This window comes from Flavobacterium amniphilum, from assembly GCF_023634845.1.
Classification (GTDB): Bacteria; Bacteroidota; Bacteroidia; order Flavobacteriales; family Flavobacteriaceae; genus Flavobacterium; species Flavobacterium amniphilum.
Genome location: NZ_JAMLJL010000002.1, coordinates 315,965 through 330,709, shown reverse-complemented (window position 1 = coordinate 330,709; position 14,745 = coordinate 315,965). Strand labels below are relative to the sequence as shown.

Genomic DNA, 14,745 nt, shown 5'->3' with positions numbered 1-14,745 from the left:
GTTTATGGTTTATGGTTTGTTGTTTATGAAGTTTTAAAAAATATATCCATATGAGTCGTGAAATAAGTATATTCGTTGAAAATTTATACCATGAAATTTATTGTTAAAACGATATTGTTACTGTTTGTTGTAACATTTGCAAGCGCACAGCAAAGTAAACTGGAGTTTAATAAAAAGGTTTACGAGTGTGAAAATAAATGGGTTGTTTATCCTTTAGAAGGAAAGGATTCGGTTTATGCGATGGGATATGTTTACATTGACAGAGACGCCGGTTTCAGTTTTCATTCCGAAAAAAAGTTCAAGATTGCCAAAGAGGGTAAAGTTATACCACTTCCTAAAGGAAATATAAGTAAAATAGTATCCAGAATCCAGGATTTTGATGCTGTTTGTGCGGTTATCCCGGAAGGAAAATTCAAGGAACTGGGAATAACCGGAAAACCCGCTTTTATGAAATCTATTGTTGTAGCAGACGAAGCCGAAGATCTGGTTTTAAGAGCATCGACTTACAATCATATTGGGGCCAGTTTTATGGCGATACCCCTTTTGGAAAAAGCACAGAAAATTAATCCGAATGCCAAAAGTTTACTATACGAATTGGTTTATGCTTTTAACGCCAATGGAGATTTTAAGAAAGTAATAAATTTACTTCATGTTGAAATTTCTGAAGAAAAAAAAGATCCATTACTATATAAAGAACTTATTTTTGCTTTAGCCAAAGAAGGACAATTAGAGAATGCAACAGTTGCTTTTTCCAACATGAAAAAAATAACAGATGTCAAGCACTTAGACGATGCTTCTTATTATATAATGGAAGGATATTTTGTCAAAAAAGATTATGTCAAGTTCGAAGAATGGGCAAAAGAAACCATGTCACATATACAAACTGCGGATTCAGTTTTGTTAAAGTATATGGATGATATGCGTAATGAATTAAAGAAATGAAAACACACTTAGCATTACTACGCGGAATCAATGTTTCCGGGCACAATATGATTAAAATGGACGATTTGAAAACCTTATTGGACCGGATGGGTTTTCAGAATGTACGAACTTATATCCAATCCGGAAATGTTTTTGTAGACAGTGAAGAAGAACACGGAGCTACTGTTGGTTTTAAAATAAAACAGGAGATTTTTAAAGAATGGGGATATGATGTTCCGATTATTGTGATTACCAAAGAGGATCTGGAAGCCTGTCTGAATAACAATCCGTACCTGAAAGAAAAAGAGGCAGATACCAAGAAACTGTACTTTACCTTTATCTCGAAGGAATTAAACGAAAGCAGTATCCACGACCTGAAGATGAGTCAGGTAAAACCCGATGAAGCGGTTATCGATAAAAGCAGAATTTACGTGAAATATGCCGTTGGAGCAGGGAAGACCCGTTTTGACCAGAAGTATATTGAGAAAAAGCTCAATGTAACGGCAACCATGCGCAACTGGAATACCGTTACAAAGCTTTTGGAAATGTATAACGAAGTTTAAACTAAGGTTTCAATCTTCTGAACCGGATTTTTCAATTGGCCCACAAACTGTAAACTGTCTGTCGGTGATGCTAAATCCAGCATTTGTTTGTTGTTTTTCAGCTGCAGGCGGTTCAGACAGCACGAATCGAATGTTTCGGTGAATAAATCGTAACGCTCATATAACTCCTGATACTCCGGGTGTTCATTTTGATACGTTGCAATACAATCAGAAACAGCTTCCCAGAATAAATCTTCACTTAGAACATGGTGTTCATCTAAAATAGAAGAAAGAAAACGGAAGAAATGTTGGAACACGTCGTTTTGAATACAAAGTGGTTTCAGTTTTTCAGGCATTTCGATATGGATTCGATTTGATTTCTCACATAAAGGAGCTTTCGGGTTGAATACCATTACCTCTTCGGTGATATCTTTCATGAAAACATACTTCACCGAATGATTTTCCAGAACCAGAATCAGGTTTTCACCGTGCGGCATGAAGACCATTTCGTGTGCATAAAAACAATGAAGCAATGGTGCAAGGTAGGCATTCAGGTAACTTGTTATCCAGTTGATTGGATTTTGACCTGAGGCTTCAATCAGTTTTTTCACCAAAGGTTCCCCGTTTGCATCCACATGCAGAAGAGCCGCCATGGTCATACATTTTTCACTGTCTTTTAGTTTGGATATCGGGCTTTCACGCCATAAAGTGGCCAACATTTTATTGTGCGGAATGGCGCGTCCCAAAGGTTCGAAAAGTAAGTTCCGGTAACCCAAAGTAGCTACTTCTCCCAATAAGCTGAAACCTTTCGATTGAAGATAAGAATCATTTTCAACAGCATCGGCGACCCATTTTGTGATACTTGGTGTGCTTTCCATATAATAAGGCGATAAACCGCGCATGAATCCCATATTGATGACCGACAGCGCTGTTTTAGCATAGAAATTCTTCGGTTTACTCAAATTAAAGAACGTCCGGATGGATTGCTGCGCCGAGTAAATGTCTTTACCGTAGCCTAACGGAATTAAATAACCATTTGCAATATCATCGGCAAAAATCAGACTCAGTTTATTGAACCATTGCCACGGATGCACCGGAAACATGAAGTAATCTTCCACATTCATTCCTTTTTCAAGGATTTGTTCCTGAAAATTACGGAACGTTTCAACATCCAATTCCTGTCCGATTAATTTTTCATAACTGATTGATTCGATGGCACTGAATGTAGCACGGCTTTTATGTCCGCCCAACCATATTAGCTGAATTGGAGCATCTGCTTCAGGAGAATAGTTTTCGAAGTCTAATGTATTGAAACCGTTTTTACCGCTATTCGCTAGAAAACAGGGATGCCCTTCGGTCATGGCATGTTCAATGGCTTGGTAATCGGCGGAGACCAAATCCTCTGAAGTAAATTTAGAATTGGCTAATTTGTAAGCAGTAGCATAAAGTGTACTGTTTATTTCTTCTAAATAGGTAGGCAAAAGGATTTCATTAATGCCTAACTGATCTTTAAATTCAACAATAAAATCAAATAGGTTCAGAGGAATATTTTTTCCTTCCAAATCTTTTTTACTGATGCTTTCAACAGGAATACTCCAATGATTCATTGCCTGTAATTTGGCCGAAAAATGATAAACCACATTTTCTGCCGGAGTTACAAGAGAATATGAAGTCTTGTTGATATTCTGTTCCGGATGAATTAAAAGTTCGTGCGCGAATTCGGATAAAGCCTTCCGCAGTAAAATGCGGTTGGCTTTTTCCCAATATTCAGGTTTGATATGTTGTAAACTCGCTGTTGGAGAAGGTGTATAGGCAGTTTTCATGATTCAATAACTTGTAAGGCATTATAATAACCGGTACGGGTGCAAAATTCCAGATTCGCTTTTTTATGTGGCAAATCAACATACTGTTGGAACACAAAACCGGCCTTTCTGTTTAGTACATGGATTTTATGGTTGCGGGCATCCGGTTCCACTACAATCCGTTTCACCGATGCATCACTGAAAATAAAATCCAGAATTAAGGTGAATACCGTCCAGGTGAAGCCTTTCAGCGGAGTAGTAGGCGGTGCAACCAAAATATGCATACCACGGTCACCCGGTTCGACGGTATAGTAATCACCAATTAAATCTTTTTCAGGGTCATAGCTTTCCATAAGAAAAGAAAGTTGGCCGTTATGAAATCCCATGTAAACCTTTGTGTGTTGCAGGATTTTTTCATAAGCAGAACGGACTTCATCAACACTGAAACCATTCATTCCCCAGTAAACAGCATAGGATTGATTTACCCATTGATGAATTTCAGGAATATCAATATCCAAATCCATTGGACGCAATTCAAAGACACCCAATCCCGGAACGCTTTTTACAAAAACAACCGGTGCAGTATCTGTTTTCAATTCGCTAATCATATACTTTCTGTTGAAATGGTTACGGGTTTGTAAGGAGCAACCGGATTTGTCAATCGTCCCTGGAATTGTAACAATGCCACAGGATCATCCAGGTCAATCATCGTTTTATTATTATTCAGCTGTAAACGGTTTAAACATGACAGTTCAAAATCAGGAGCGAATAAATCATAGCGTTCAAATTTTTCGGCTAAATGCGGATGCGCTTTCTGGTAATCGGAGATTGATAAGGCAACCAATTCCCAGAATCGTTTTTCGTCGTATCCGGCATCTGTTACTAAAACGGCCGACATGAAACGGAAGAATCCGTCGAAGACATCAATAAAAATAGAAAGCAGTTTTACATCTTCCGGAACTTCAGCATACATACGGTCGATATTCTTAGGTATTTCCACTTCCGGATTCAGGATAACAGCTTCTTCGGTAATATCTTTTAAGAACGAGCGAACGGGAACATGGTTTTCCAAACCGATAATTAAATTTTCACCGTGTGGCATGAATACCAAATCATATTGATAGAAACAATGTAATAACGGAGTTAAATACACTTTAAAATACTCATATAACCATTCATCGGTTGAAAGTGGAGAGGCTTTGATGATTTCAGGCAATAAAGCATTTCCTTCGGCATCGATGTGAAGAAAAGCTGCCATGGTCATCAGCTGTTGTCCGTTTTTCAAAAATGCAACCGGGCTTTCACGCCAAAGCGAAGCAATCATTTTATTGTATGGATTGTGTTTTCCGAAATCAGCAAAATATGGATTGACATAGCTTACCGATGCCACTTCACCCAACATTCCGAAATTCACATCCTGTAAATAAGGATCATTCCCCAGAATATCTTCCAGCCATTCGGCCATTTCAGGAGCCGTTCCGAGATAATACACCGGAAGTCCGCGCATGAATCCCATGTTCAGGATAGACAGTGAAGTTTTAGTATATAATTTATGCGGATGGCTTACATTGAATAGCGTACGGATTGATTGCTGCGCTTGGTATAAATCGGAGCCATATCCCAAGCAGATTAATTTTCCTTTTGCGATTTCAGGAGAAAATAAATTGGCCAGCTTGTTGAACCATTGCCAAGGATGTACCGGAATGAAATAATAATCTTCCGGTTTTGCACCTTTACTGATGATAACCTGATTGAATAATTCCATTGTTTTGGCATCCAATTCCTGATTGATCAGTGTATCATAATCCAGTTTTTGTGTTCCGGCATAAACCGTACGGTCACGGTGACCGGCTAACCAGATAATCTGGAACGGATTACCGGTTTCGGGCGTAAATGCTTTGTAATCCATACTATTGAAGCCAATACGGCCATTATTAGCCACAAACCCCGGATGTCCTTCTGTCATGGCCTGTTCAATAGTCTGGAAATCGGCTTTTGCCAAAGCACGTGCCGGAGGATTGTTTTTAACCAGTTTGTAAGCACTTCCGTAAAGTGTACTGATGATTTCTTCGACATAAGAAGGTAATGCATCTTCAGAAATACCGATACTTTTTTTGAATTCCATGATGAAATCCACCGCATCGATTGTTGCTATTGCACCGCCTTTGGTTTTAACAATTGAATTTTCTTCGATAGCCAAATGATTTAAAGAAAGCAATTGTGCTTTAAAACGGTATTCGATTGTATTGTCTTCTGCTATCAGTACATAATCATTCCATTTGCCGTTTTCATTTTCAATTTTCGGGGTGATGATAAGTTCGTGTGAAAATTCACAAATGGCTTTTTTGACCAGAAGTTGGTTGGCTTTGTTCCAAACGCTGGCTTCTATATGTTGAATTGCCTTTTCAGGAGATTCTATTTGTTCGCTATATTGCATGATTGTGTCATTTAAATTAAATAAATCTACTTTTTTGATAAACTGCTCCCGTGTGCAGAAGGCCAGTTTTGCTGTTTTATGTGGAAGTTCGATTGTTTTGTCATCCACAAAACCCACACGGTGGCAGATGTCAAACATTTTCTGGTTTCGGATGTCCGGTTCAACCAATATTCTTTTTACCGTCAGGTCATTGAAGATAAACTTCATGATGCTTGAAAAGATATGCCAGGTAAAGTTTTTCCGGGGCGTATCGGCCGGAGCGACAATTATGTGAATGCCGCAATCATAATCCCTGACTTCATAGTATTTACCGATGATGTCTTTTTTTGGATCGTAACGTTCCAGCATAAAAGAAACAGTTCCGTTTACCAATCCGATAAACACATCCGAATGCTGGATGATACCTTCATATTCTTTTTTAACTTCTTCCAGACTTTTTCCTAACAATCCCCAATATTTGGCATACTCACGGTTGACCCAATCGTGGATGATTACACTGTCGGCATCGAGCTGGAGGGGACGGAATTCTATCAGTCCAAGTTCCGGAATAGAATAAGAATAAACCGTATATCGTGTATCGTATTTTCCTATTGAACCTTTGTTCATATTCTTATTTTTTATGTTATCCGGATTAAGCTGAAGCTATAATCTGGGATGGTTTTGCTTTTTTCTTAATAATAAGCCACGCCTTTTGTACCAATACAGTCAGGATGATCATTACCGGAACTAAAAGCATTACCGTCAGGGCGTCGTGTCTCCAAAAACCGAATAGATACATTCCCCAGTTAATCAGTGTCCACTGAATGACATACATCGATGTCACATTTTTACTGCAGAAGGATAAGAAACGGAATATTGTACTAGAATCTTCAATAAAGGAAACGAAGAAATTTGTTATCCAGAGGAAAAGCAAATTGACACCGATTAATAAAATACATCCGCCCGGGCCTAAATGGTAATAATCCCCAAAATGGTATTCGGGATCAATGAAATTAAATATGCCGCCAACTGCCAGAAAACCGATTCCAAGTATGGCCATTTTTTTGAAGAAAACATTTTGGTTTTCATTCATTTCCTTGAACCATCTGCCTAAAAACATTCCGATAAGGATAAACGCGCTCCATGGGAAAACAGGGAAATAGACATTGAACTGATTACTGAATAATAAATCACATAGGTAATCGATACCTGTGATGTTAAAACGGAATCCGCTTAATTCTTTTGAGACGGCCACAATTGCCAATGCGATCATCAACGGCACATATTTATTTTTACTGTAGTGATTGATTACAGCCATGATGAAAAGCGTTAATCCTGCCAGTTGTAAAATATCACCCAATAATAAAAAGAACGCAGCTGATTCAAGTGTTTGTGATGTCAATCCGTATGCTTTTACGAATGCTTCAGGCAATCCACTGAAAAGATATTCAGGAATCAGGAATTTTAAAAGATTCATTCCGTAACCAACACCCAAAATGTAAACCGCTCTTTTACAAACTGCCGTAAACGTTTGTCTTCTGGACAATACAAAAGAAATTCCCATGGTTACCAAAAACATGGGTGTACCACGGCCCAACCACAGCGCGATAGTACCGGCAACTGTTTTAGTTTGTGTATGGATACTTCCGTAGATGAGCATGGTGTGTATTAAGATCATCAGCAGTACACTCAGTCCACGGGCAAAATCGACTGCCCGTACCCTGGTGTTTTTTTGTTTTTGAATTGCTTCCATAGTTTTGTTATGAAATTAATTCGAAAGCATTTGAATTGATTTTTTCTTCTTCGGATACACCAAACTGCTGGAAAGCAATTCGTTTTTCGATTGGATAATGTTCAATTCCGGTGATTTCTTTGATGATATATGAATTTCGATAACAGGCCATACCCAAATCAGGCGTTACAAAGCCATGCGTGTGCAATTCGGCATTCTGTACAAAAATTTCATTAGCATTGTGGTCGATGGAATAGTTTCTGTGTGCATCAAAACGGCCTTTGTCATCCCATTGGATTCTGTCGGCAATGCCTTCGATGAATTTAGGCATATCATAACCATAGCCTGTAGCAAGAACTAGCGCTTCGGTGGTGTGACGGTATTTTTGGTCTTCTTCCACTTGATGCAATTCGACTTCAAAAGTTTGATTATCTTCTTTGAATTCTGTTGCGATACATGCCGAATTTGTTCTTAGATTCACATCAATTTCCGAAATAACTTTTTTAGTATAAATCGTATCGAAAATGCTTTCAATCAATTCTTTATTGATTCCTTTATACAAATGTTTTTGTTTCGCTAATAATGAATCCCTTTTACCGGCCGGTAAATTATAGAAGTAATCCACATATTCCGGGGAAGTCATTTCCAGTGTCAGTTTACTGTAATCCATCGGGAAGAATCGGGGAGAGCGTGTGATCCAGTTTAACTGGTATCCATAGACGTCAATCTCCTGTAATAAATCGAAGAATATTTCGGCAGCACTTTGTCCGCTCCCCAAAACCGTAACCGTTTTTTTTGCCTGTAATTGTGCTTTGTGCTTTAAATATTGCGAAGAATGAATGGCCTTTCCTTTCAGGTTTTGACATGATTTAGGAATAAACGGAGTTGTTCCGGTACCGAAAACTAATTTTCTTGTCGCGTAGACAATTTCACTTTTATCCTGTGTATCAAAAGTGGTAACCAAATAAATTCCGTTTGCTTCATCATATTCAATGTTGGTAACTTCAGTATTGAAGAATACATTCGGTAATTTACTGATGGCCCATTGGCAATATTGATTGTATTCATTACGGAGTAATAAAAAATTCTCACGGATATAGAACGAATACATTTTGCCTTTTTCTTTGATATAGTTGAGGAAACTGAATTTACTTGTTGGGTCAGCCAGCGTAACTAAATCGGCCAGAAAAGGGATTTGTAAAGTGGTATCCTGTAGTAACATTCCCGGATGCCAGTTGAATTGTTCACTTTTGTCAAAAAAGAGTCCGTTTACGTCTTTTAAAGGTTCTGTAAGGCAGGCTAAACCTAAATTAAATGGTCCAACACCTACGGCGATAAAGTCGTATACTTTATTTTGCATGATAATTTGTAATTAGTTTTTTAATGAATATTCCTGTCCGTGCTGGATGATTAATTCCAACACTTCTTCGATGTCCTGAGTTGTTGTAAGCGGGTTTAGCAATGTAAATTTTAAGAAAACTTCATCATTCACTTTTGTACTTGTAATAATTGCTTTTCCTTCGTTGAAAATTGCTTTTCTGATGTAGCTGTTAAGATTACAATAAGATGCATCACCACCTGTATACGGAGTATAACGGAATACAACAGCACTGATTTCAGGATTGTGGATGATCTCAAAATCTTTTCTGTTTCGTAAGAATTCTGCGGTGAATTTTGCATTTTCGATAGCCGTTTCCAAGTACGAACTTAGTCCTCTTACTCCGATGATTCTTAAAGTAAACCAAAGTTTTAAAGCATCAAAACGACGGGTAGTCTGGATTGATTTTTTGACCATATTCGGAATTCCTTCCTCTTCCTGCTCTTTTGAATTTAAATAATCAGCGTGGTATTTGATATAATCGACAAATGATTTATCACGCATGAAGAAACCGCTTGAACTTACCGGTTGGTAGAATGTTTTATGATAATCGATTGTTGTCGAATCTGATAATTCGATTCCTTTCAGTTTTTCTTTGTGCAGTTCGCTGATTAGTAATCCGCCACCATAGGCTGCATCCACATGAAACCACATTTTATTTTCTTTGGCGGTTTGGGCAATATCGGTTAACGGATCTATAGAACCAAAGTCAGTAGTTCCGGCTGTTCCCACAATGGCAATTGGAATATTTCCCTGTTCTTTTAGTTGGGAAATTTTTGCTTTTAAGTCGGTTATACTCATTTTGAAATTTTTATCAACCGCTACAGCAACCACAGCATTTTGCCCAAGTCCCAATAAACTTAGATTCTTTTTTAAGCTGAAATGACTCACTTCAGAACATAATATTTTGAATTTTGATGCTTCCTGCGGAAGACCATCCATTTTAGGGTCAATGTTATAATTGGTTTTGATGTAATGGTCACGAGCCAATAATAATCCCATCATGTTTGATTGGGTTCCGCCGCTCGTAAAAATTCCGTCACCGTTTTTTGGATATCCCAAAAGATCCAGCGTCCAATCGATTAATTTTAATTCAATGAATGTTCCTCCGGCACTTTGATCCCAGGTATCCATTGAAGAATTTAAAGAAGAAATAAAAGCTTCTGCAACTAATGTCGGAGTTAAGATTGGGCAGTTTAAGTGAGCGATGTATTTCGGATGGTGAAAATGAATGCAATCGTTTAGGTATAAATCTTTCAATTCTTCAATTACATACTCCAATGATTTTGCTTCATCATTTTTAAAATCGATGTGATTGACCCTTTTTTTAAGAAGTTCCATTGATGCTCCTGTGAATGGAGTGTCTCTGTCCTGTAAGTTTTTTGCAATAGCTTTTACAGCCTTTTTCATGCTTTTTTTGTAATTGGCAATTGCTTTTTCTTCATTTGAAAACAAGTGTAAGTTGTATGCTTTTACCTGATTTTCCGAAAGAAGCTTTGGTTTAATTTGCTCTGTTGTATCCATTGTTATTTTTATTTAGATTAATTCTAAAGAATAAGAAATGGCAAAGCTATGCCCAAAAATATAGGAAGGCAATACAGTAAAAAGGTTAAAATATTATACCCTTAATGAGGTACAAGAGATGAGGAAAAAACATAATTATTTTGAGGATTCAGACGATTTTTTCTTTGATGGCAAAAAGAATTAGTTCTGAAGTAGAGTGAATTCCTGTTTTTTTCATGATATTTTTCCGGTGAGTTCGGAATGTATGGATACTGATATAGAGTTTTGAAGCAATTTCATTTGAATCCTGTCCCAGAGCAATTTGTTTTAAAATTTCAATTTCTCTTGAAGATAGATTTTTGGTTTTATGTCTGATGATATTTTGCTGTAAAAAATCCATGCAATAATATTTCTTATCATTTCCGATGGTTTTCATCATTTCGAAGATGACATTTTCGGATACATTTTTTGAGATAACTGCATCGATATCCTGATAGGATAGGAAAGTTGGCGCTGATAATCCTTCTGAGTCCAAAACCCGACTCATGATTATTATTTTTAAGTTCGTTTGCGATTTTTTTAAGATTATTATTTTTTCGAGTTCCTCCTTATTAAGATTTTCGGGTGAAATAAATATAAAGTCAGGAGTATATTTTTTTAGCTTCTGATCTAATTGTTGCCAGGTTTCGACTTCAATGATTTTTACTTTAATGAGAAGTTTTTGCAGGTATGTTTTTAAACCGATTCTGAAAAGATTTGGAGAATCAAGTAGGACAAGTGTTTTCAAATTTTATTTTTATTTAGACTGTGTAAAAATAAATAATTTTAAACATACTGCAAATAACGAAAACAAAAAACCCGGAATTAAATGTATTTAAACTTATTCAAATCCGGGAAATATTGTGATGTAAATAATAATTAGTATTTGTTATTCAGCGTTTTGAGAAATACGATGAGGTTATTTATTTCAGTTTTGGATAGATTTAATTCATCTGTTGGCAGTGTTTGGTTTTCAAGATGAATTCCAATACCTGAACCGCCTCCACGGTTATAAAAATCGATTACTTCGTTCAAAGAAGAATAAACACCATTGTGCATATAAGGGAATGTTATGGCACTGTTCCGTACGGTAGGTGTTTTGAATGCATATTTTTTTAAGGGTGCTTTTGCGATGAGATATTCACCTAAATCGTCGTCAACTTTTGCATTTTGCAGGTTTTTTTTAGATGGAATACCTAATACTTCGCTTTCTGTTTCGGTGAACATGGGAGGCACACTTCCGTTAAAAAGAGGAAAGAAGTGACAAGTGGCACATTTTCCCTTCCCCATAAAAACATTGAAGCCAATTTTTTCATTTTCGGTTAGTTTAACTTTTCCCCTTAAATAGTCATCAAATTTTGAGTTTAGTTTGGATAAAGAACGGATATAAGAAGCTAATGATTTTAATAAATTCTGTTCGGTTATTTTTTTTTCCTTTGGAAATACCTTTTTGAATTGGACTTGATAAGCATCATTATTTTTTACTTTTTGAAGCGCTTCCGAAAAACTTCCGTGCATTTCATCTTTGTTGTTTATTACGGCTTTGGCCTGATCTTCCAGATAACTTACACGTCCGTCTAAAAACAAAGTATTTTGGAAACCCGAATTTAAAAGAGTTGGAGTATTACGGGAAAGCTGGCCATTTTGCACCGCTTTGGTTTTGTGATCGGCATAAGCTTCTGAAGGAATGTGACAGCTGATACATGAAACCGAATTGTCACCACTAAGGATTGAATCAGAGAATAATTTTTCTCCCAAATCAATTTGTTCATTGGACGGATTTCTGTTGTATGAAGGAGAAAAAAAGTTGGCATTGAATGCAGTTTCTTCAAATATGGTTGCACTGTCAAAATTGATGGCGCCTGAATAAGGGTTATTTTTGATATTGAGTTCCTTTTGTATTTCGTGAATCCTTTTGGAAATAGGAATGCAGAATTGTGTAATAAAGTCGCCTCTGTTAAATGAATTGAAATCGGAGTTTGTATCTACGAATAGTACCGTTTTGTTAATAATTCGGGTTAAAGCGGCATCTTCTTTGAAATTGGATATAACCGTTCCGATACTTTGAATTGATGCTTTAGCTTCCGGTAATGAATGTAAGGCTATAGGAGAATCAAAACCTGAAATACCCAAACTCATTAAACGGATCATTTCCAGTTTCTGGGATTCAAAAATATTGGAATCAGATAATTGAAGATTTATAAGTTGGGATTTACAACTTTGTACATAACCGTTAAGGATTGACATTTCTTTCTTTAAAGCTTCCAAATCGGTTGTTCCTGAGAATAACAATTCTTCAACTTTTTGAAAACCGGTTGCTTCTTCCACTTTTCTGCCGGTTTCCTGAACATCATTTTTATCGATAGCCGCGCCATTAATTTTTACGACAGTTTCCGGGAGGTAAAATGTTACAAAAGATTCGATTTTTTTATAGGCTAACCGAGTTTCCCTGAAAAGTTTTTGGGCTTTTTCCTTTTCAAAGCTTTTATCGATCAAGGTATTTAATTCGGTTGTTTTTTTTGCCCAATCCGTATAATTTATAATCAGGAATTGATGTGTTTTTTCGATTGGTGCCAGACTTTTATAAGTTGTATTCTGGCACGAAAAGCATATTAGCAGTGAAAGAAGAAGCAAAACTTTTTTCATGAGTTTTATAAATTGGAAAATTAGGAATGTAAAAAGATACATTCCTAATTTAGAGTTATTTAGTTTGATGTAATTATCTTGGTAAACCTTTGATGATAACGATTTGGCTTCCCTGATTTTCATTTGGACGGAGAGAACCACCGTCAACACCTTTGAAAGCATCTTTTTTCCAGGTATGCGGTTGGATTGAAAGCATGAATGTGTCAGGAATTCCGATAGTTTCCGAAACATCAATTAATGCACCATATTCCCAAGATCCTTTTGCAGAAGAAGCGCTTAGGAATTTATCACCGGCTTCCGTGCGTTTGTGATCCAGTTCGAATACCACTTTTAATTCTTTGGTTGCAATATTGTACTGGTAGATGTAAGCATCGTGTGTTTCATCACCGTAACCGTTGGAATCTTCCTGAAGGTAAACATAGTTTTTGGTCACACAGATGTTGTCCACATTTTGGAACTGTTTAGCTTTTCCGGCTCTGTCATCGCCATCTAAAACCAATGTTAACTGACCTGCCAAAGGATTATTCGCATCTAAAACCAATTTGTAAACACGACCGTATTTTGAACGTGAATTATCAGCGTTAGCACCCGTATTGTTTTGACCTGTTACGTTAAAATAAACTTCTCTTTCCTTTCCGGTTGTTTTGTTGTAGTCGATATCTTCAACACGTCCGAAAGCGATTGCATTGGCAGCTTGCGCAGCCTGGTTGTTTTGTAAACCGGTGTTGGTTTTTGCATTGGTAATTTCAACAAATTCTACGGCATAAGTTCCATTTTCAGTCATCGTTCTTTCATTTGTCACGTTATCAGTTCTTTTGATGACATACACTTTACCGTTATTTAAATCTCCTGAATTTGATTTGTAAAGTACCAATTGGCCTCCGTAAGTTCCTGAATCATCATCTCCCAAAAGAACTATAGTTTGTCCTGCAAATGCATTCTTTGATAAAGGAACTGCATTTTCTGCACACCATCTTCCAAAACCTAAAATGGGTCTTGGGGTCGAATTATTAGCTTTAGTATCGTAAGGATTGATGCCGTGTACCTGTGATTCACTGTCGCTTTCCCCGGCCGTTAAGAACAAAGGTCCGAATCCGTGAATTTCAGGAGTAGCCAAAGAAGCAGAGCACAATCTTGTACCGGCTCCATTCGAATTCAAAACATATTCACCCGCTACCGGTTTGAATGTTTTGTCCAATTTGATTTTGGAAACGGCATAATTGTCTTCATTGTTCACAAGGAAAGAGAATGTACCGTCTGAATTTTTGAATAAGCCAGAGCCATCGGCCGATCCTCCGAAAACATAACCAGGAGTTTCTGCAAAAGTATCCTCACTGGAAAATAGAGAGAATAGTTTGATTGAACTGAATTCAGGTTTAGCATTTAGTAAAACAGAAGTGATCGAGTGGTTTTTTAGTTTTACCGAGTTTGATTCATTGTCATCGTCAGAGTTACAGGCAATAAAAGCACCCAATAAGGCTGTACCTGTCAAAATTGTTGAAATTTTCATTTGAATTTAAGTTTTGATTGCGATGCAAACTTAGAATCCCATTGTTACCAAATCCTAATCGTAATATTTTTAAAAGTGTAAGAAAAGGTTAACAATTACCGGAAAAGTAATTTTATTGTAAGGATGAAAACAGTAGTGGGTTAAATTTCGTAACAATAAGATGTTATGAGAATTCATTTTGAACGGATTAAGTGTTGATAATTTGGTATTTAGGGTATGGAATTTGTATTTTTGGACTGGAGGAATGTTAAATATC

The 14,745-nt window shown here is 36.9% G+C and carries 11 protein-coding genes; 2 read left to right on the top strand and 9 right to left on the bottom strand.

Features of this window, described 5'->3' with window-relative positions:
- Window positions 1-90: 90 nt before the first annotated feature.
- Both NAT51_RS03390 and NAT51_RS03385 read left to right on the top strand, forming a co-directional pair.
- Complete coding sequence (locus tag NAT51_RS03390) at window positions 91-942, top strand: tetratricopeptide repeat protein (protein WP_250595195.1); 852 nt, start codon at window positions 91-93, stop codon at window positions 940-942.
- Window positions 939-1,484, top strand: a complete 546-nt coding sequence (locus NAT51_RS03385; protein ID WP_250595193.1) for a DUF1697 domain-containing protein — start codon at window positions 939-941, stop codon at window positions 1,482-1,484. The genes NAT51_RS03390 and NAT51_RS03385 overlap by 4 nt, the downstream gene beginning before the upstream one ends.
- On the opposite strand, the gene NAT51_RS03380 is transcribed toward NAT51_RS03385, so the two are convergent.
- From NAT51_RS03380 to NAT51_RS03340, 9 genes are all read right to left on the bottom strand, one after another.
- Window positions 1,481-3,286: an IucA/IucC family protein gene (locus NAT51_RS03380; protein ID WP_250595191.1), complete on the bottom strand. Its 1,806-nt coding sequence runs from the start codon at window positions 3,284-3,286 to the stop codon at window positions 1,481-1,483. The genes NAT51_RS03385 and NAT51_RS03380 overlap by 4 nt on opposite strands.
- Entirely contained in the window at window positions 3,283-3,873 is a 591-nt protein-coding gene (locus NAT51_RS03375) for a GNAT family N-acetyltransferase (RefSeq protein WP_250595189.1), read from the bottom strand. Before NAT51_RS03375 ends, NAT51_RS03380 begins: the two co-directional genes overlap by 4 nt.
- Window positions 3,870-6,308: a GNAT family N-acetyltransferase gene (locus NAT51_RS03370; RefSeq protein WP_250595187.1), complete on the bottom strand. Its 2,439-nt coding sequence runs from the start codon at window positions 6,306-6,308 to the stop codon at window positions 3,870-3,872. Before NAT51_RS03370 ends, NAT51_RS03375 begins: the two co-directional genes overlap by 4 nt.
- Window positions 6,309-6,333: 25 nt before the next feature.
- Window positions 6,334-7,434: a heparan-alpha-glucosaminide N-acetyltransferase domain-containing protein gene (locus NAT51_RS03365; protein WP_250595185.1), complete on the bottom strand. Its 1,101-nt coding sequence runs from the start codon at window positions 7,432-7,434 to the stop codon at window positions 6,334-6,336.
- A gap of 7 nt (window positions 7,435-7,441) precedes the next feature.
- Window positions 7,442-8,773: a lysine N(6)-hydroxylase/L-ornithine N(5)-oxygenase family protein gene (locus NAT51_RS03360; RefSeq protein ID WP_250595183.1), complete on the bottom strand. Its 1,332-nt coding sequence runs from the start codon at window positions 8,771-8,773 to the stop codon at window positions 7,442-7,444.
- 12 nt (window positions 8,774-8,785) lie between these two features.
- Window positions 8,786-10,315 carry a pyridoxal phosphate-dependent decarboxylase family protein gene (locus NAT51_RS03355; protein ID WP_250595181.1) on the bottom strand — a complete coding sequence of 510 codons (1,530 nt, stop codon included), beginning with the start codon at window positions 10,313-10,315 and terminating at the stop codon, window positions 8,786-8,788.
- 148 nt (window positions 10,316-10,463) lie between these two features.
- Window positions 10,464-11,081, bottom strand: coding sequence for a response regulator transcription factor (locus NAT51_RS03350; protein WP_250595179.1), 618 nt, complete (start codon window positions 11,079-11,081; stop codon window positions 10,464-10,466).
- Window positions 11,082-11,212: 131 nt separating this feature from the next.
- On the bottom strand, window positions 11,213-12,979 hold the full coding sequence (locus NAT51_RS03345) for a cytochrome c peroxidase (protein WP_250595177.1): 1,767 nt from the start codon (window positions 12,977-12,979) through the stop codon (window positions 11,213-11,215).
- Between the two features lie 73 nt (window positions 12,980-13,052).
- On the bottom strand, window positions 13,053-14,489 hold the full coding sequence (locus NAT51_RS03340) for a PhoX family protein (RefSeq protein ID WP_250595175.1): 1,437 nt from the start codon (window positions 14,487-14,489) through the stop codon (window positions 13,053-13,055).
- Between the last annotated feature and the right edge of the window lie 256 nt (window positions 14,490-14,745).

Excerpts from the sequence above, each read along its gene's own strand:
- NAT51_RS03390 (WP_250595195.1), top strand. The coding sequence starts at position 91 with ATGAAATTTATTGTTAAAACGATATTGTTACTGTTTGTTGTAACATTT.
- NAT51_RS03385 (WP_250595193.1), top strand. The coding sequence starts at position 939 with ATGAAAACACACTTAGCATTACTACGCGGAATCAATGTTTCCGGGCAC.
- NAT51_RS03380 (WP_250595191.1), bottom strand. The coding sequence starts at position 3,286 with ATGAAAACTGCCTATACACCTTCTCCAACAGCGAGTTTACAACATATC.
- NAT51_RS03375 (WP_250595189.1), bottom strand. The coding sequence starts at position 3,873 with ATGATTAGCGAATTGAAAACAGATACTGCACCGGTTGTTTTTGTAAAA.
- NAT51_RS03370 (WP_250595187.1), bottom strand. The coding sequence starts at position 6,308 with ATGAACAAAGGTTCAATAGGAAAATACGATACACGATATACGGTTTAT.
- NAT51_RS03365 (WP_250595185.1), bottom strand. The coding sequence starts at position 7,434 with ATGGAAGCAATTCAAAAACAAAAAAACACCAGGGTACGGGCAGTCGAT.
- NAT51_RS03360 (WP_250595183.1), bottom strand. The coding sequence starts at position 8,773 with ATGCAAAATAAAGTATACGACTTTATCGCCGTAGGTGTTGGACCATTT.
- NAT51_RS03355 (WP_250595181.1), bottom strand. The coding sequence starts at position 10,315 with ATGGATACAACAGAGCAAATTAAACCAAAGCTTCTTTCGGAAAATCAG.
- NAT51_RS03345 (WP_250595177.1), bottom strand. The coding sequence starts at position 12,979 with ATGAAAAAAGTTTTGCTTCTTCTTTCACTGCTAATATGCTTTTCGTGC.
- NAT51_RS03340 (WP_250595175.1), bottom strand. The coding sequence starts at position 14,489 with ATGAAAATTTCAACAATTTTGACAGGTACAGCCTTATTGGGTGCTTTT.